The sequence below is a fragment of the Ruegeria sp. BHSC029 genome (assembly GCF_059613085.1).
In genome coordinates this window covers 376360-389803 of the sequence record NZ_JBXWRU010000002.1, presented here as the reverse complement: position 1 = coordinate 389803, position 13444 = coordinate 376360, and the positions used below count along the sequence as shown (strand labels likewise).

General features: G+C 61.5%; 14 protein-coding genes, 1 tRNA gene and 1 riboswitch. Of the genes, 6 read left to right on the top strand and 9 right to left on the bottom strand.

Annotated elements, in window-relative coordinates; genetic code table 11:
- Nucleotides 1-5: 5 nt before the first annotated feature.
- The 3 genes from cobW to AC2FML_RS05615 all read right to left on the bottom strand — a co-directional run bounded on the left by cobW (nt 6) and on the right by AC2FML_RS05615 (nt 2682).
- Complete coding sequence (gene cobW, locus AC2FML_RS05625) at nt 6-1061, bottom strand: cobalamin biosynthesis protein CobW (RefSeq protein ID WP_170366528.1); 1056 nt, start codon at nt 1059-1061, stop codon at nt 6-8.
- 2 nt (nt 1062-1063) lie between these two features.
- The gene (locus tag AC2FML_RS05620; protein WP_093962591.1) at nt 1064-1447 is read right to left on the bottom strand and encodes a DUF1636 family protein; all 384 of its coding nucleotides are present in this window, start codon (nt 1445-1447) and stop codon (nt 1064-1066) included.
- Nucleotides 1448-1529: 82 nt separating this feature from the next.
- Nucleotides 1530-1734, bottom strand: a riboswitch (cobalamin riboswitch).
- Between the two features lie 72 nt (nt 1735-1806).
- On the bottom strand, nt 1807-2682 hold the full coding sequence (locus AC2FML_RS05615) for a LysR family transcriptional regulator (RefSeq protein ID WP_170438054.1): 876 nt from the start codon (nt 2680-2682) through the stop codon (nt 1807-1809).
- A 108-nt stretch (nt 2683-2790) separates the two neighbouring features.
- Here AC2FML_RS05615 and AC2FML_RS05610 point away from each other — a divergent pair, with 108 nt between their 5' ends.
- Nucleotides 2791-3747, top strand: coding sequence for an NAD(P)-dependent oxidoreductase (locus AC2FML_RS05610; protein WP_496782325.1), 957 nt, complete (start codon nt 2791-2793; stop codon nt 3745-3747).
- 220 nt (nt 3748-3967) lie between these two features.
- Here AC2FML_RS05610 and AC2FML_RS05605 read toward each other — a convergent pair.
- A tRNA-Cys gene (locus AC2FML_RS05605) sits at nt 3968-4041 on the bottom strand.
- Between the two features lie 227 nt (nt 4042-4268).
- On the opposite strand from AC2FML_RS05605, the gene AC2FML_RS05600 reads away from it, so the two are divergent.
- From AC2FML_RS05600 to AC2FML_RS05590, 3 genes are all read left to right on the top strand, one after another.
- Nucleotides 4269-4922, top strand: a complete 654-nt coding sequence (locus AC2FML_RS05600) for a protein-L-isoaspartate O-methyltransferase family protein (protein ID WP_170338223.1) — start codon at nt 4269-4271, stop codon at nt 4920-4922.
- A 95-nt stretch (nt 4923-5017) separates the two neighbouring features.
- Nucleotides 5018-6436 (top strand): TolC family outer membrane protein, encoded by a 1419-nt coding sequence (locus AC2FML_RS05595; protein WP_170338225.1) that lies wholly within the window; start codon nt 5018-5020, stop codon nt 6434-6436.
- A 74-nt stretch (nt 6437-6510) separates the two neighbouring features.
- Nucleotides 6511-7329 carry a prolipoprotein diacylglyceryl transferase gene (locus AC2FML_RS05590; protein WP_170443273.1) on the top strand — a complete coding sequence of 273 codons (819 nt, stop codon included), beginning with the start codon at nt 6511-6513 and terminating at the stop codon, nt 7327-7329.
- A gap of 3 nt (nt 7330-7332) precedes the next feature.
- On the opposite strand, the gene AC2FML_RS05585 is transcribed toward AC2FML_RS05590, so the two are convergent.
- Together AC2FML_RS05585 and AC2FML_RS05580 are read right to left on the bottom strand one after the other, a co-directional pair.
- Nucleotides 7333-8790 carry a cobyric acid synthase gene (locus tag AC2FML_RS05585; protein WP_496782322.1) on the bottom strand — a complete coding sequence of 486 codons (1458 nt, stop codon included), beginning with the start codon at nt 8788-8790 and terminating at the stop codon, nt 7333-7335.
- Nucleotides 8791-8948: 158 nt separating this feature from the next.
- Nucleotides 8949-9269, bottom strand: a complete 321-nt coding sequence (locus AC2FML_RS05580; protein ID WP_093962585.1) for a DUF6280 family protein — start codon at nt 9267-9269, stop codon at nt 8949-8951.
- Between the two features lie 219 nt (nt 9270-9488).
- On the opposite strand from AC2FML_RS05580, the gene efp reads away from it, so the two are divergent.
- A complete protein-coding gene (gene efp / locus AC2FML_RS05575; protein WP_093962584.1) occupies nt 9489-10052 on the top strand; it encodes an elongation factor P in 564 nt (187 codons plus the stop codon).
- A gap of 40 nt (nt 10053-10092) precedes the next feature.
- Here efp and AC2FML_RS05570 read toward each other — a convergent pair whose 3' ends face one another.
- Both AC2FML_RS05570 and ygfZ read right to left on the bottom strand, forming a co-directional pair.
- Nucleotides 10093-11058 carry an ABC transporter transmembrane domain-containing protein gene (locus tag AC2FML_RS05570; protein WP_170338230.1) on the bottom strand — a complete coding sequence of 322 codons (966 nt, stop codon included), beginning with the start codon at nt 11056-11058 and terminating at the stop codon, nt 10093-10095.
- A gap of 106 nt (nt 11059-11164) precedes the next feature.
- A complete protein-coding gene (gene ygfZ / locus AC2FML_RS05565; RefSeq protein WP_496782321.1) occupies nt 11165-11902 on the bottom strand; it encodes a CAF17-like 4Fe-4S cluster assembly/insertion protein YgfZ in 738 nt (245 codons plus the stop codon).
- A 72-nt stretch (nt 11903-11974) separates the two neighbouring features.
- Here ygfZ and AC2FML_RS05560 point away from each other — a divergent pair, with 72 nt between their 5' ends.
- Nucleotides 11975-12574 carry a glycosyltransferase gene (locus tag AC2FML_RS05560; protein ID WP_496782319.1) on the top strand — a complete coding sequence of 200 codons (600 nt, stop codon included), beginning with the start codon at nt 11975-11977 and terminating at the stop codon, nt 12572-12574.
- On the opposite strand, the gene AC2FML_RS05555 is transcribed toward AC2FML_RS05560, so the two are convergent.
- A complete protein-coding gene (locus tag AC2FML_RS05555) occupies nt 12522-13391 on the bottom strand; it encodes a hypothetical protein (RefSeq protein ID WP_496782317.1) in 870 nt (289 codons plus the stop codon). The genes AC2FML_RS05560 and AC2FML_RS05555 overlap by 53 nt on opposite strands.
- Nucleotides 13392-13444 lie beyond the last annotated feature (53 nt).

The window sequence follows — 13444 nt, the reverse complement described above, 5'->3', positions numbered from 1 at the left end:
GGTGCTTACTCGGCGGCCTCGGTGACGCCCGTCAGGATGCCGCGGATCGCGGCCTCGTCGATGTCGTCATGCTCGGCGATGACCACAAGGCGCGAGCGGCGCTCTTCCTCGGGTTTCCACGGGCGGTCATACTGGTGCCGCACCCGCGCGCCGACCGCCTGGACCAGCAGGCGCATCGGCTTGCCCTGAACGGCGGCATAGCCCTTGACCCGCAGGATGTTCAGCTCGTTCGCCAGACGCTCGATATTGGCGACCAGCTGCGCCGGGTCGGTCTGTTCTGGCAGCTCGACCACAATGCTTTCGAAATCGTCATGTTCGTGGTCGTCATGGCCATCGTGATGCGAGGGGCGGGCGTCCATGTCGTCTTCGGCTGCGGCCTCCAGCCCCAGCACCACGCGCACGTCCACCGCACCCTCGGCCACTTCGACCACGGGCAGGGGGCGGGGCGCCTCGGCGGCGATGATCTCGCGCGCCTTGGCCACGCCTTCGGGGCCGGCCAGGTCAGGCTTGGTCAGCAGGATGATGTCGGCGCACGAGATCTGATCCTCGAACACCTCGGACAGGGGCGTTTCGTGGTCGATCGAGTCATCGGCCATGCGCTGGGCATCCACCGCCGCGACATTCGGGGCGAAGCGGCCTGCGGCCACGGCCTCGGCATCGGCCAGAGCGATCACGCCGTCCACGGTGATCTTGGAACGGATGTCGGGCCAGTCGAACGCCTTGAGCAGCGGTTTCGGCAGGGCCAGACCGCTGGTTTCGATCAGGATGTGATCGGGGCGCGGGTCGAGCGCCATCAGCGCCTCGATCGTGGGGATGAAGTCATCGGCCACGGTGCAGCAGATGCAGCCATTGGCCAGTTCCATGATGTTTTCCGCCGGGCAGTCGGGGATCGCGCAGCTTTTCAGGATTTCGCCATCGACGCCCACGTCGCCGAATTCGTTGACCACCACGGCCAGCCGCTTGCCCTGCGGGTTTTGCATCAGATGGCGGATCAGCGTGGTCTTGCCCGAGCCGAGAAAGCCGGTGATGACGGTGACGGGAAGTTTTTCGAGGGTGCTCATGCTCAGGCTCCAATCGGGGGAATGCGGGCGGCGCAGTTCTTGCGGAAATGTTCAGGGCGGTCGCGCCATTTCACAAGGCCATCATCGGCGGCCAGATATTTGGTGGCGCCTTCGACGATGATCTCGACATGGTCGGATTCGTTCAGGTTCTCATAGACGAAGGTCCAGCGCGACGGCCCGCCGCGCAGAACGATCGAGCAGCCCTGATCGCAGTTCGACAGGCATTCGACCGGCTTCAGGGTGATGCCCTCGGGTAGGTCGGCGGCGGCCAGCGCCTTGTGCAGCAGCGTGCCGGGGCGCTGGGCGTCATCCTCGATGGGCAACCCGCGTCGGCAGGTGGTGCAGACCAGCAGTTCAACTGGTGTGGTCTCGGTCACGTCTCTCATCCCCCCTCACTCGGTTGTCGGGGGACGGGGTATGCGCGGGCCACGTTGCGGACATGGGCCCGACACCGGAACACCCCGTCCGGTTTGTCTTCGGGCGTTGGCAGGTCTCCCGGCTTGCGGATGTCAGAGCGGCGCTCTGTCGGATGTCCCGCCTTCCCGGCCTGCGGCCAGTGGCATTTGGGCACCCTCTCCGGTCACGGTCGCGGGGGCGGCTGCGTTTGACGGAAAACCGCTGACGCATTCCCTTTTCATCTGCTTGCACAGACACCAACGCAAGCGACATGCGGCACGGGCAGGGGGGTTGTCAAGCGCGCGGGGCCAAGTGCCTCGCGTCGGATCGAAAAAGCGACTTGCCGGGATCAATCCGCGGCATCTCCGGCCAGCCGGTCGCGCAGCCAGGCCAGGAACAACTGGGCAGGGATGGACGGAGGCGCCGCGCTGACGCTGCGGATCAGATAATGCGACTGGGCAAAGGGAATCGCCGGCCCCGCAACCCGGATCGGCGCGCCCTGGGCGATGGCGTTGCGCGCGAACCGCTCCAGAACGGTGGCATAGCCAGCGCCGGCCATCACCAGTTGCAGCGCCGTGACGGTCGTATCCGCCGAATTACGCGCGGGGCGGTCGGGCAGGTCGGTGCCCGTGGCCTCGAAGTACCGCGCCCAGTTGTCCTCATACCCCAGAATGTGAATCAACGGGCCGTTTTGCAGGTCTGGCGCCGGGTCCTGCGCCCGGCAGACGGGCACCAGCCGTTCCGAGCACAGCTGTTCGGCCGCAACTCCGGGCCAGTCGCCATAGCCCAGCCGGATTTCCACGTCCACATCCGCAGGCGCGGCCGAGTCGTTCCAGATATGTGACACCAGCCGCACCGGGATCTCGGGGTGCTGGGCGCTGAACGCGGGCAGCTCGGCCGCGATCCAGTAGGTCATCGTCGATATCGCCGCCCGGATGGTCAGCGCCTGCCGCGAGGCGGGGCCGAACAAGCTGTTGGTGGACAGCGCAATATCCGACAGCGCCCGGCGCACGGTCAGCGCATAGGACTGGCCCAGCTCGGTCAGCGACAGGTGTCGGGCGTTGCGGGCAAAAAGCGGCTGCCCGAGGTCCGCCTCGAGCGAGCGGATATGCAGCGACACTGCCGTCTGGGTCAGGCCCAGTTCCTGCGCGGCGGTGGTGAAATTCAGATGGCGGGCGGCGGCTTCGAAGCTGCGCAGCCAGGCCGGATTGGGCAGGCGGTCCATTCAGCACCAAAATATTTTGCATTTAGATTGACTTATTATTCGTTTCTTTTGTCGATGGGCAACGGAAATACTCGTGTCAACGAAATTGCGCCTGCGGGAGGGCAGAACATGAAGGTCGGTTTCATCGGTTTGGGCAATGTGGGGGGCAAGCTGTCGGGGTCGCTGCTGCGCAACGGTATCGACCTGACGGTACACGACCTGAACCCCGATCTTGTGGCGGAGTTCGCCGCCAAGGGAGCAAAAGCCGGTGAAAGCCCGGCCCAGATGATGCGCGATTGCGATGCGGTCATCACCTGCCTGCCGTCGCCGGCTGCCTCGGACGCGGTGATGCAGCAGATGCTGCCCGAGGTCACCCGCGGCAAGATCTGGATGGAGATGTCCACCACCGACGAGGCCGAGGTCAAACGCCTGGGGGCCATGGTGATCGAACGCGGCGGGGCGGCGGTGGACTGCCCGGTTTCGGGCGGGTGCCACCGGGCGGCCACGGGCAATATCTCGATCTTCGCGGGCTGCGACCGGGCCACGTTCGAGCGTATCCTGCCGTTCCTTACGACCATGGGCCGGCGCATTCTGCATACCGGCGATCTGGGCACGGCCTCGGTTCTGAAGGTGCTGACCAACTATCTGGCCACTGCCAACCTGATCACCTGCGCCGAGGCGCTGGTGACCGCCAAGGCCGCCGGGATGGACCTGAACACCACCTACGAGGCGATCAAGATTTCGTCCGGCACGTCCTTCGTGCATGAGACCGAAAGCCAGGTGATCCTGAACGGCTCGCGCGATATTTCCTTCACCATGGACCTGGTGAAAAAGGATATCGGCCTGTTCCAGGAGGTCGCCGACCGCGCCGGCGTGCCGTTGGAGATGAACCCGTTGATGATTAAGATCTTCGACGACGCCATCGCCCGCTATGGCGCGCGCGAGCTGTCGCCCAACGTCATTCGACGGCTCGAGGATGCAACCGGGCTGAGCATTACCGCGCCCGGTTTTCCGGCCGAGATGCAGGACGATGAACCGGAAGAGCCGGGGTATGAGGTGATTCCTCAAGGCCGAAGCACGGTTTGAGCCGACGGTCAGCGCAAGGCACGCCCTTTCCGGGGGGGGCTCGCATGTACCGACCGCGTCGCTGGTGACCCAGCGCGGACTAAATCCTTGCTCGGAAATTACTGGTTAGCTCGGCTGCGCTAACCATCTCCGCGCGTATTTTGGCGTTTCGTATCAACAAACTGGTCCAGGCGACAATCACAGGACCAGAGAACAGTGATGCAATGCGAGGCTGGAAAGTTGGAGGCGAGTACCGGAATCGAACCGGTGTACACGGATTTGCAATCCGCTGCGTCACCACTCCGCCAACTCGCCTTTTCAAGCAATTTCAATTACTTGACGTGGTGCAGACGCGGTTCTAGCAGCTTTCCCGAACAACGTCCAGAGGGTTGCTGAAAATTCCGCCGACCACGGCGTTGGATGGTCGGTCAGCGCAGTGGCAACTTTTGTCGCGGCCTGCAATTTTTGCCGGGCTGGCCGTTGCCGGGCGGGATCGGATGTGGCAAAAGCCGAGCAACCATGGGAAATATACGAGCGGTCACATGACGGATTTCGCAGCCCGACGCCACACGATGGTAGACACTCAGATCAGGCCCTCTGATGTCACCAAATTCCCGATCATCGATTCAATGCTGAAGGTCCAGCGTGAGAACTTCGTGCCGGATGCCAGTCGCGAAGTGGCCTATGCTGGCGACCTGATCGACCTGGGAAACGGGCGCTGCCTGCTGGAGCCGAGGACTCTGGCGAAGATGCTGGATGCATTGAATATTTCGAATGACGAGGTGGTTCTGGATATCGCCCCGGCGTTCGGATACTCGACCGCCGTCGCCGCGAACATGGCGCAGCTTGTGGTGGGCGTCGAGGATGACGAGGCCAACGCAGCCGACGCGCAGTCCCGCCTGATGGAGGCGGATATCGACAACGCGATCATTCATGTCGGACCTTTGGAGCAGGGGGCGGCCGAGCATGGCCCCTATGATGTCATCATCATCCAGGGCGGTGTGGAACGTCTGCCCGATGCCCTACTCGATCAACTGAAAGATCATGGCCGCATCGCCTGCCTGTTCGTCGAAGGCAATCTGGGCACCGTTCGCATTGGTCGAAAGTCCGATGGGCGGGTGACTTGGCGTCATGGCTTCAACGCAAACGCCCCGGTACTGCCGGCGTTTTCGGCCGAGTGTGCATTTTCGCTATAGTCGATCAGCGGTTTTCCGCGGTCCCTTGATTAGTTGAAAACAAAGGCGCAAACTGCCTGCGGGCTTGCGTTATTTTGATTTGAGAGGATTTGGGTATGCTTGGAACGGCTGGAGGGAAGCTCGTCAAGGCAGTCGCTCTGACGGCGGGAATCGCGCTGAGCGTGATGCCGGGGCGCTCGGTTTTGGCGGACAATCTGACCGACGCGTTCATCGGTGCATACAACACAAGCGGGCTGTTGGAACAGAACCGCGCCTTGCTGCGCGCAGCCGACGAAGACGTTGCAATCGCGTTGTCGGCCCTGCGCCCGATCATCAACTGGACCGTCCGTGTCAGCCAGGATTACGCCAAGACCCGCGCCGGAACTGTGGTGTCGACGGTCGAACCATCGCGCTTCTTCTCGGGGTTAACGCTGAGCCAGTTGGTCTATGACGGCGGTGCATCGATTCTCGGGAAACAGTCGGCTCAGGAAACAGTTCTGGCAACCCGCCAGGCATTGATCGATATTGAGCAACAGGTTCTGTTCCGCGCAACGACGGCTTATCTGAGTGTTCTGCTGCAGGAAGAAACGGTTCAAATTCGCCAGAACAACGTCAATCTCTCGGGCGAGGAACTGCGGGCCACGCAGGACCGTTTTGAAGTCGGTGAGGTCACCCGGACCGACGTCGCGCTGTCCGAAGCGCAGTTGGCAAGCTCGCAGGCTGATTTGGCCGATGCGCGAGGCGACCTGAGCACCGCTCAAGCGGAATACGTGAATGCCGTCGGCAAACAGCCTGGCCGTACAGCGGGCCAGCCGCGTCTGCCGAAGCTACCCGGTTCATTGGCCGAGGCCATCAGCCTGGCACAAAGAAACCATCCGGCAATCCTTTCGGCGCAGCATCAGGTGCGTGCCTTGGATCTGACCGTGCAGCAGCAGCGCGCGGGCCTTGGTCCGAATGTCAGCCTGAACGCGGACGCGGGGATAACGGAAAGCTATGACAACGACGACTATACCAACGATGCGTCCATCTCGTTGAATTTCAATCAGCCAATCTATGCCGGTGGTCGATTGGCGGCCAACGTGCGCCGAGCAATGGCTCAGCGGGATGCATCGCGCGCCAACCTTCTGAATGTGCAGAAAGACATCACTCAGGGTGTGACGGACGCCTATGTGCGCTTTGAAACGGCCACGGCCAGCCTGCGGGCATCCGTCGAACGGGTACGCGCATCGCAGGTCGCCTTTGACGGGATTCGCGAAGAGGCCACGTTGGGGGCTCGGACCACGCTGGACGTTCTGACCGCTCAGCAGGATTTGCTGGACGCACAATTGGCCGAAGTTGCCTCGCGGACGGAACGGTCTTTGGCTGCCTATCAGCTGTTGCAGGCGCAAGGTCTGTTGACCGCCGAGCGCCTTGGACTGGCAGTCCAGATTTATGACCCGACACTCTACTATAACTTGGTCAAAAAGGCGCCAGCACAGATCAGCAAGCAAAGCCGCGACCTGGATCGAGTTCTCAAAGCTTTGCGGCGCGAATGATCAGCCACACTATCTGTTGTTAGGTTCGACCGGATTGGATACACTGGTCCAAAAGGTCAGAGCGGTAGAGAACAATGACGGATAGCAGTGTCAAAGCAGGTGTCGAAGACGTATTGTCGTCGATCAAGCGTTTGGTCAGCGAAGAAGGGCGCAAGGTCCCGAACCTGATCAAAGCGACTGCGGCTCGCAAGCCGGGACGCCTGGTTTTGACGGATGCCCTGCGGGTTGGCACACCGGCCGAGGATCCAAAAGCACCTTTGAAGCTGGCCCAAAAGATCTCGGCTGAGGCGGCCTCGCAGCATGCTGCGAATGTCGAGGCGGTGCGCCCGGCCAACGACCTGTCACAACCTATGCGGTTGCGGTCTTGCGATATCGTTCGTCCCGGAACGCCGGCAATCAATGACATTGGCGGTGAGTCTTCGGATGATCGCGAAGGCCGCAGGGATCTGGCCGGAAGCCTGAGCGCCAAGATAGCGGCTCTTGAGGCTGCGATTGCGCGGACCGAAGATCAGTGGGAGCCTGACGGTGAAAGCGACGACGCTTATTCCGGCACGCGCACCGACACGGTCAGTTGGGCCTCGGACACCGGGTTTTCGGCGTCGAAGGATGCGGCTGAGTCTGAAGCGGAGATGGACGCTGACAGCGACGAGGAAACAACGCCTGCCACGTTTATCCGGGACAACCGGGATGCCTCTGAGGCCGAGGTGAAGCTGGATCAGGAAACGCCGGCGATGGCGACCGGCACGATGGATGAAGACGAATTGCGCGAGTTGATCGCAGACATCGTCCGTCAGGAACTGCAGGGCGCGCTGGGTGAACGTATCACCCGCAACATTCGCAAGCTGGTGCGGCGCGAGATCAACCGCGCTTTGGCCGCTCAGAATTTGGATTGACGCTCAGCCGAACCGAGGCTCGGCTGCCAGTGACAGCAGGGCATCAAGGTCCATATGCTGTTCAAGGTGATCGGCCAAAGACTCCAACGTTTGCTCAACACTGACTTCGTATGCCAGTTCCGACCTGGCTCCAAACCGCTGCAGAAACGACGCGCGGAAGGCGTCTGACGCGAAAATGCCGTGCAGGTAGCTTCCCAGAACGCGCCCGTCTCTCGATGCGGCGCCTTCCGGGCGCCCTTCCACCTGCAACCATGCGCGGGCAGTATCCGGACCTTGGGTGCGCCCCATGTGGATTTCGTAGCCGGTGACAGGCTCGCCGCCGGGCAAGGCCTGCGCTGATTGCAGTTCGACCCGTTTTTCCCCGGACATAACCGTTTCCACGTCCAGCAAACCCAACCCATCGACGCCGCCGGGTCTGCCGTCCACTCCGTCGGGGTCAGCGATCACCCGGCCCAGCATCTGATACCCGCCGCAGAGGCCAAGAACATGGCCGCCCCGCCGTACATGGGCATACAGGTCGATGTCCCAACCCTGTTTGCGGAAAAAGGCCAAATCTCCGATCGTTGATTTGCTGCCCGGCAGAATCACCAGATCCGCGTCACCGGGAAGGGGGCGGCCAGCCGGAATGATCTCGACCGAAACACCCGGCTCGGCAGATAGCGGGTCCAAATCATCGAAATTCGCCATGCGCTCCAACTGCGGCACCGCAACCTTGCAGGTGCCGCCTGCGTGCGAGCGGATATCCATCATGTCTTCCGCCGGCAGTTTCCAGGCGTCCTCAAACCAGGGAACGACGCCCAGGCAAGGCCATCCGGTGCGTGCCGCAATGTCGTCGCGCCCGTCATCAAACAGGCTGACGTCTCCCTTGAAGCGATTGACCGCAAAGCCGCGGATCATTGCAAGGTCAGCGTTCTCCAGCACTGCATGGGTGCCTACGATCTGCGCTATGACGCCGCCCCGGTGAATGTCTCCCACCAGTATGACGGGCACATTTGCGGCGCAGGCAAAGCCCATGTTGGCGATGTCGCCTGCCCGCAGGTTGGTCTCGGCCGGACTGCCGGCGCCCTCGACCAGCACAAGGTCGGCATCTTGGCAAAGTCTGGCAAAGCTCTCGAGCGCGGCGTTCAGAAGCTTGGATTTGTCCTTGCGATAGTCCTTGGCCCGCATCGTTCCCGCCCGCTTGCCCTGAACGATCACTTGCGCACCGGTATCGGTTTCCGGCTTCAGAAGGATTGGATTCATGTCCGTATGCGGCGGGCGCCCCGCCGCCCGGGCCTGCAGCGCCTGGGCGCGGCCAATCTCGCCTCCGTTTGTCGCCACTGCGGCGTTGTTGGACATGTTCTGCGGTTTGAAGGGGGCAACCTTCAAACCACGCCGCGCAAAGGCCCGGGCCAGCCCGGCCACAAGCATCGACTTGCCGACGTTGCTGCCGGTCCCCTGAATCATGATCGCGCGAACCATCTGAGCCTCCTGCGGATGTTGGCAGATGACCGCATTTATTCAGCCGACGAAAGCGCGGATCGGGCCATTTGCACGACGAATGCGACCATTCCGCTGCGTACAGGGCAAAAAAAAGCGCGCCGAAAGTAACGGCGCGCGTTTTTGGGTCGGACGAAGCCTTAGGCGGCTTCGGCCTGCTGTGCCGCGTTGCGGCGTTCGCTTTCTTCGCGCGACAGGGCGACGGACGTACGCACGCCACGGCCAACGAACTCCATCAGTCCGTGGACAACCCGTTCGTTCGGGTCGATGCCAGCGCAAGACAGCACTTCGCGACCATCGCGCGAGCGTGCCCAGCGGGCGATTTGTTCCGGGCCATTGCCGTATTTCTTGTCATCGGCGATGGCATCATCGAGTGCAGCCAGCACAACGGCCGCGAAAAGTTTGCGGGCACGGTTGCCTTGCTCATTGTTAAAGGCGGTGCCGTCAACGAAATCTCTCATCTCGTTTTCCTTGTTGTTCTTGCTCTTGTAATTTTCGGCGTGGCGGTCCTTATGACCTATTTAGTGCGATTCGGATACACCTAATTTGCATAGTTGCGTTGCGTCATTTGCATGGCTCTCTGCAGGTGCAGCACTAGGTTTCGTTGTATTGCATGGATCGGTCCCGCCAGATATAGGGACCACAACTGACGCATCAACCATGTGTGAAGGAAATATGTCATGCCCAAGATCAATGGGAACGAAATTCGCCCGGGCAATGTGCTTGAGCATAACGGCGGTCTGTGGGCGGCGGTCAAGGTCGATCACGTCAAACCGGGCAAAGGCGGTGCCTTTGCACAGGTGGAATTGCGGAACCTGCGCAACGGTTCGAAACTGAACGAGCGGTTCCGTTCAGCGGACAAGGTCGAGCGTGTTCGGTTGGAGCAGAAAGACCAGCAGTTCCTGTATGAAAGCGACGGGATGCTGGTATTCATGGATGCCGAGACCTATGAACAGATTGAATTGCCTGCAGATTTGCTGGGTGACCGTCGTCCGTTCCTTCAGGACGGGATGACCATCGTGGTCGAATTCTATGAAAGCGAGGCGCTGAACGCGACGCTGCCTCAGAAAGTCGTCTGCAAGGTCGTCGAGACTGAACCGGTCGTTAAAGGTCAGACTGCGGCGAACTCGTTCAAGCCGGCGGTTCTGGACAACGGGGTCAAAGTCATGGTGCCGCCGTTCATCGCGCAGGACGAGATGATCGTCGTGAACACCGAGACCATGGAATATTCCGAGCGCGCGTAACGTTGCGTCATACTCGGAGAAAGACCAAGAAACCGCGCCGCTATTCGGCGCGGTTTTTTTCTTGCGAGGCAGCCCCGCCCCGGCGGTAGCGGGCGCGGTCCGGGCCGAACAGTTCCAGCAACAGCTCGAACTTGATGCGATTGGCGCTGACCTGCCGGTAAAAAGCGATGAGAAACCCGGTCGGCCCCTGGATCCGGGCCAGACCGCTGGTCGCGGCGACGACGGTTCCCACGTCGGTTTCTCCCTGCAGAACCAGCCATCCGCCCAGCATCAGAACACCGACGGTGCCTGCACCGTTGATCACGCTCAGCAGAAACTTGGCCGACAATTTCCACAGGAACATCCGCCGCCGGGTGTCGTAGATCGCGTCGAACTGGTCGTGCACCTCTTGAGTCACGGCCTCGATGTTTTCGATCGTCAGATGGTCGGTCGCGCTACGCAATATGCGGACGCGGTCCGCCACGAACACGTTCACCTTTCTCTGCGAGACGAGAACGATAAGGATCTGCGGTGCGATCATCGAAAGGGCAATCAGTCCCAGCCAGGGTTGCGTCGACGAGATGTAGCCAATCACGCTGACCAAGGTTCCGATTTGTACGACCGGGTCCGAGAACGCGCCGCCTGCGAATTTGCCCAGTTCTTCGGCTTCGGCAGAAATGGCCGTCGTCATGGTCCCCTTGCGGACATTCTCGCCCGACTCGTCCACATCCACGGTGCGGGCCAGTAAAAGCTGACGGATCCGACGGATCATGTCTTCGCCCAATGTCCCCGCGCGATATCCCAGCACCCATTTCAGGGCGAGGCTCAGCAGGATCACCCCCATCATACCGGCGCCCAGCAGCAGAAGATGTGGCGCCTCGATATTGTCCGAGGTCAGATGGTTGATGATGTCCCGTTGAAACTCCAACGGGGCCGCGGCAAGAGCAGCGACCGACAAGGACAACAGGATCAGTATGACTTGCCGTCCGGCGCTGGCGCGCCAGATGGCTGAATACAGTTGGAGCATGCAGGCACCCGATCAGCCAAGTGCCTCAAGTCTTACCGTGTGGCCGGGCCGGATAAAACGTTTACAAAGCAGCCCGGTTAGTGGTCGTGCCGGTTGGGCAACAGGCTCACTCCAGCAGACGCAGCCGGGCGTCTCCGGCCTGCATGTCGTCGCCCGCCCGATCAAGGCGCAGATAGGCGATGGCCTGTCCGTTCGATTGCGTGAACAGCGTACCAGCTGGCTTTCCCGCCGAGAGGATTTCGGAGCCGACCGGAGCCGCGCCGTCGATGGCGACAACCCGCAGCCCCTTGCGCAACTGGGTCTTGTGCTTCATGCGAGCGGTTACCTCTTGCCCGACATAGCAACCCTTTTTGAAATCAACGCCGTTGAGCGGCTCGAAACCGGCCTCGAGGATATAAGTGTCCGGTTTCAGCTCGATCCCGGTTTCCGGGATGCAATAACGCACCCGAATTGCGTCCCAATCCGTTCCATCATCGGCTTCGGGAGCGTCAGAATATGCGCGCCAGCCCATATCGGGGTGACGAGGATCGGGCAGGGCGCCTTCGGGTGCGGGCCCGGTTCCGCGTTGCAGGTGCAAGTTGGTTTCCTCGATACGCACGTCCGCCCGCAGCTTGTACATGTTCAGCCGCTTGATCAGTGCATCCGCCATCCCCTCAACCACGTCCAGCAGTACCGAGTCGCCATCGCGTTTCAGAAAGAAATCGGCCAGGTACTTGCCCTGCGGGGTCAGGATGGCCGCGTAGACAAGACCATCATCCAGCTTGCGGGTGTCATTGGTGACCAGACCTTGCAAGAAGCTGTCGGTATCCGTGCCGGTCAGGCGCAAAATGCGGCGGGTGCTCATCTTTGGGTCCTCGTCATTGCCCTGAGAGCGGTGATATAAGCGAACCCGTTGCCAAGACCAGAGGTTTCGAACGTGTCCGCCCCGATCAGTATCGTGATTCCGACATTCGATTCCCAAACCGAACTCGCGCGCTCGCTGAGGACCCTGATGGAAGGTCTGCACGCCGGTCTGATCCGCGAACTTGTCATCGCCGATGGAGGGTCGACCGATCATACGTTGCGTATTGCCGATGAAGCAGGTGCCCGGATCGTTGCCGGGGCCGGGTCTCGTACCGCGCAGCTGCGCGTGGGATGCGACGCCGCGGTGGGCGACTGGTTGCTGATCATCCGTCCGGGGACCGAGCTTGAGCCGGGGTGGACCGATGCGGTGGCCGAGCACCTTGTAACGCAGCGTCCGGGTGTTTTTCGCCTTGGGTACCTGTCCTCAGGCCTGAGCCCGAGTTTGACGGCAGGTTGGGCCAATCTGCGTAGCCGGGTCTTCGGACTGGCGTCTGTTGATCAGGGCCTGCTGCTGCCGGCGCAATTGTACAAGGCCGCCGGTGGATATCCGGATCAACCGGGGAAGGAGGGGGCGCTCATGCGCTCTCTGCCGCGCGCGACACTATTGCGGGCGCGTGCCATTACAGGCGCCGGGCGCCGTGGTCGGACGCGTCCTGAGGTGCCACCGCGGTAACCTCGGTCGCAGGTGCTTCGGAGGTTGGCTGCCGCGCCGTCGGCTCGGCGATGAGGTTGGACCGCAACTCGACAACAGATTTGCCCAACCGGAATGGTGCCGCAAAGCTGACAAGACACAGCGCGATGATCTGTAGCACGAGAATGTGGGCGTTTTCCTGGAGGTACTCCCACTCTCCTTTCAGTTTGGCGACCTGAGCGATCAAATCATCATAGCTTTGCGCGAGGATCATATAGTCTCCGGCGATTGCCGGCACTTTCCGCCGCATGTTGTCGATAGCGGTCTGCGTTTCTTCGTCCAGCGTGGTGAATACCAGGAATTGCTCGATGTCGAAGGCATCGGCCTTGGCGGCCATGTCCTGAATGTCATCCATCTGGCCTCGGGACCGTGCGCCGAAGATGAAGTTCAGGCCCTGCAGCGGCGCAACTTCGTTGGTGACGGCGATGAACAGCGGCAGGTCGGCGTTGCTGGCGGTCGAGGCCGACAGGAATTCGACCTTGTCGCACAAAACCGCCGTGTCTGGGTCGTAGGCCGGATCGCAGAACCGCAGCCGGAACCGCGCGGCGTCGCGATCGAAGGCCAGTGTCGCCGCATAGGCAACGTCGATCTGCCTGTCCAACCTTGAGCTGTCGGATTTGTAGAGCCCGGCCATGACCGCCACCAGCGCGCCCAGCCCACCCAACACGACCCACACGAGGTCGGCCAGCTTCCATGCCCGGTGACCCGCTGGTTTGCGAAACAGGAACGCGGTGCCAATCGATCCGGCCAGAAAGAACAGCAACAGCAGGGGCAGCTGGTAGTCGGTGATGAAGTTCATGCATCCGAGTTTAAGTTGTCAGTCTTCCCACGCAACAGCGATCACGTGCAGTT

Excerpts from the sequence above, each read along its gene's own strand:
- AC2FML_RS05570 (WP_170338230.1), bottom strand. The coding sequence starts at position 11,058 with ATGCTCCAACTGTATTCAGCCATCTGGCGCGCCAGCGCCGGACGGCAA.
- AC2FML_RS05580 (WP_093962585.1), bottom strand. The coding sequence starts at position 9,269 with ATGAGAGATTTCGTTGACGGCACCGCCTTTAACAATGAGCAAGGCAAC.
- cobW (WP_170366528.1), bottom strand. The coding sequence starts at position 1,061 with ATGAGCACCCTCGAAAAACTTCCCGTCACCGTCATCACCGGCTTTCTC.
- AC2FML_RS05615 (WP_170438054.1), bottom strand. The coding sequence starts at position 2,682 with ATGGACCGCCTGCCCAATCCGGCCTGGCTGCGCAGCTTCGAAGCCGCC.
- AC2FML_RS05610 (WP_496782325.1), top strand. The coding sequence starts at position 2,791 with ATGAAGGTCGGTTTCATCGGTTTGGGCAATGTGGGGGGCAAGCTGTCG.
- AC2FML_RS05585 (WP_496782322.1), bottom strand. The coding sequence starts at position 8,790 with ATGGTTCGCGCGATCATGATTCAGGGGACCGGCAGCAACGTCGGCAAG.
- AC2FML_RS05595 (WP_170338225.1), top strand. The coding sequence starts at position 5,018 with ATGCTTGGAACGGCTGGAGGGAAGCTCGTCAAGGCAGTCGCTCTGACG.
- AC2FML_RS05555 (WP_496782317.1), bottom strand. The coding sequence starts at position 13,391 with ATGAACTTCATCACCGACTACCAGCTGCCCCTGCTGTTGCTGTTCTTT.
- ygfZ (WP_496782321.1), bottom strand. The coding sequence starts at position 11,902 with ATGAGCACCCGCCGCATTTTGCGCCTGACCGGCACGGATACCGACAGC.
- efp (WP_093962584.1), top strand. The coding sequence starts at position 9,489 with ATGCCCAAGATCAATGGGAACGAAATTCGCCCGGGCAATGTGCTTGAG.
- AC2FML_RS05590 (WP_170443273.1), top strand. The coding sequence starts at position 6,511 with ATGACGGATAGCAGTGTCAAAGCAGGTGTCGAAGACGTATTGTCGTCG.
- AC2FML_RS05600 (WP_170338223.1), top strand. The coding sequence starts at position 4,269 with ATGACGGATTTCGCAGCCCGACGCCACACGATGGTAGACACTCAGATC.
- AC2FML_RS05620 (WP_093962591.1), bottom strand. The coding sequence starts at position 1,447 with ATGAGAGACGTGACCGAGACCACACCAGTTGAACTGCTGGTCTGCACC.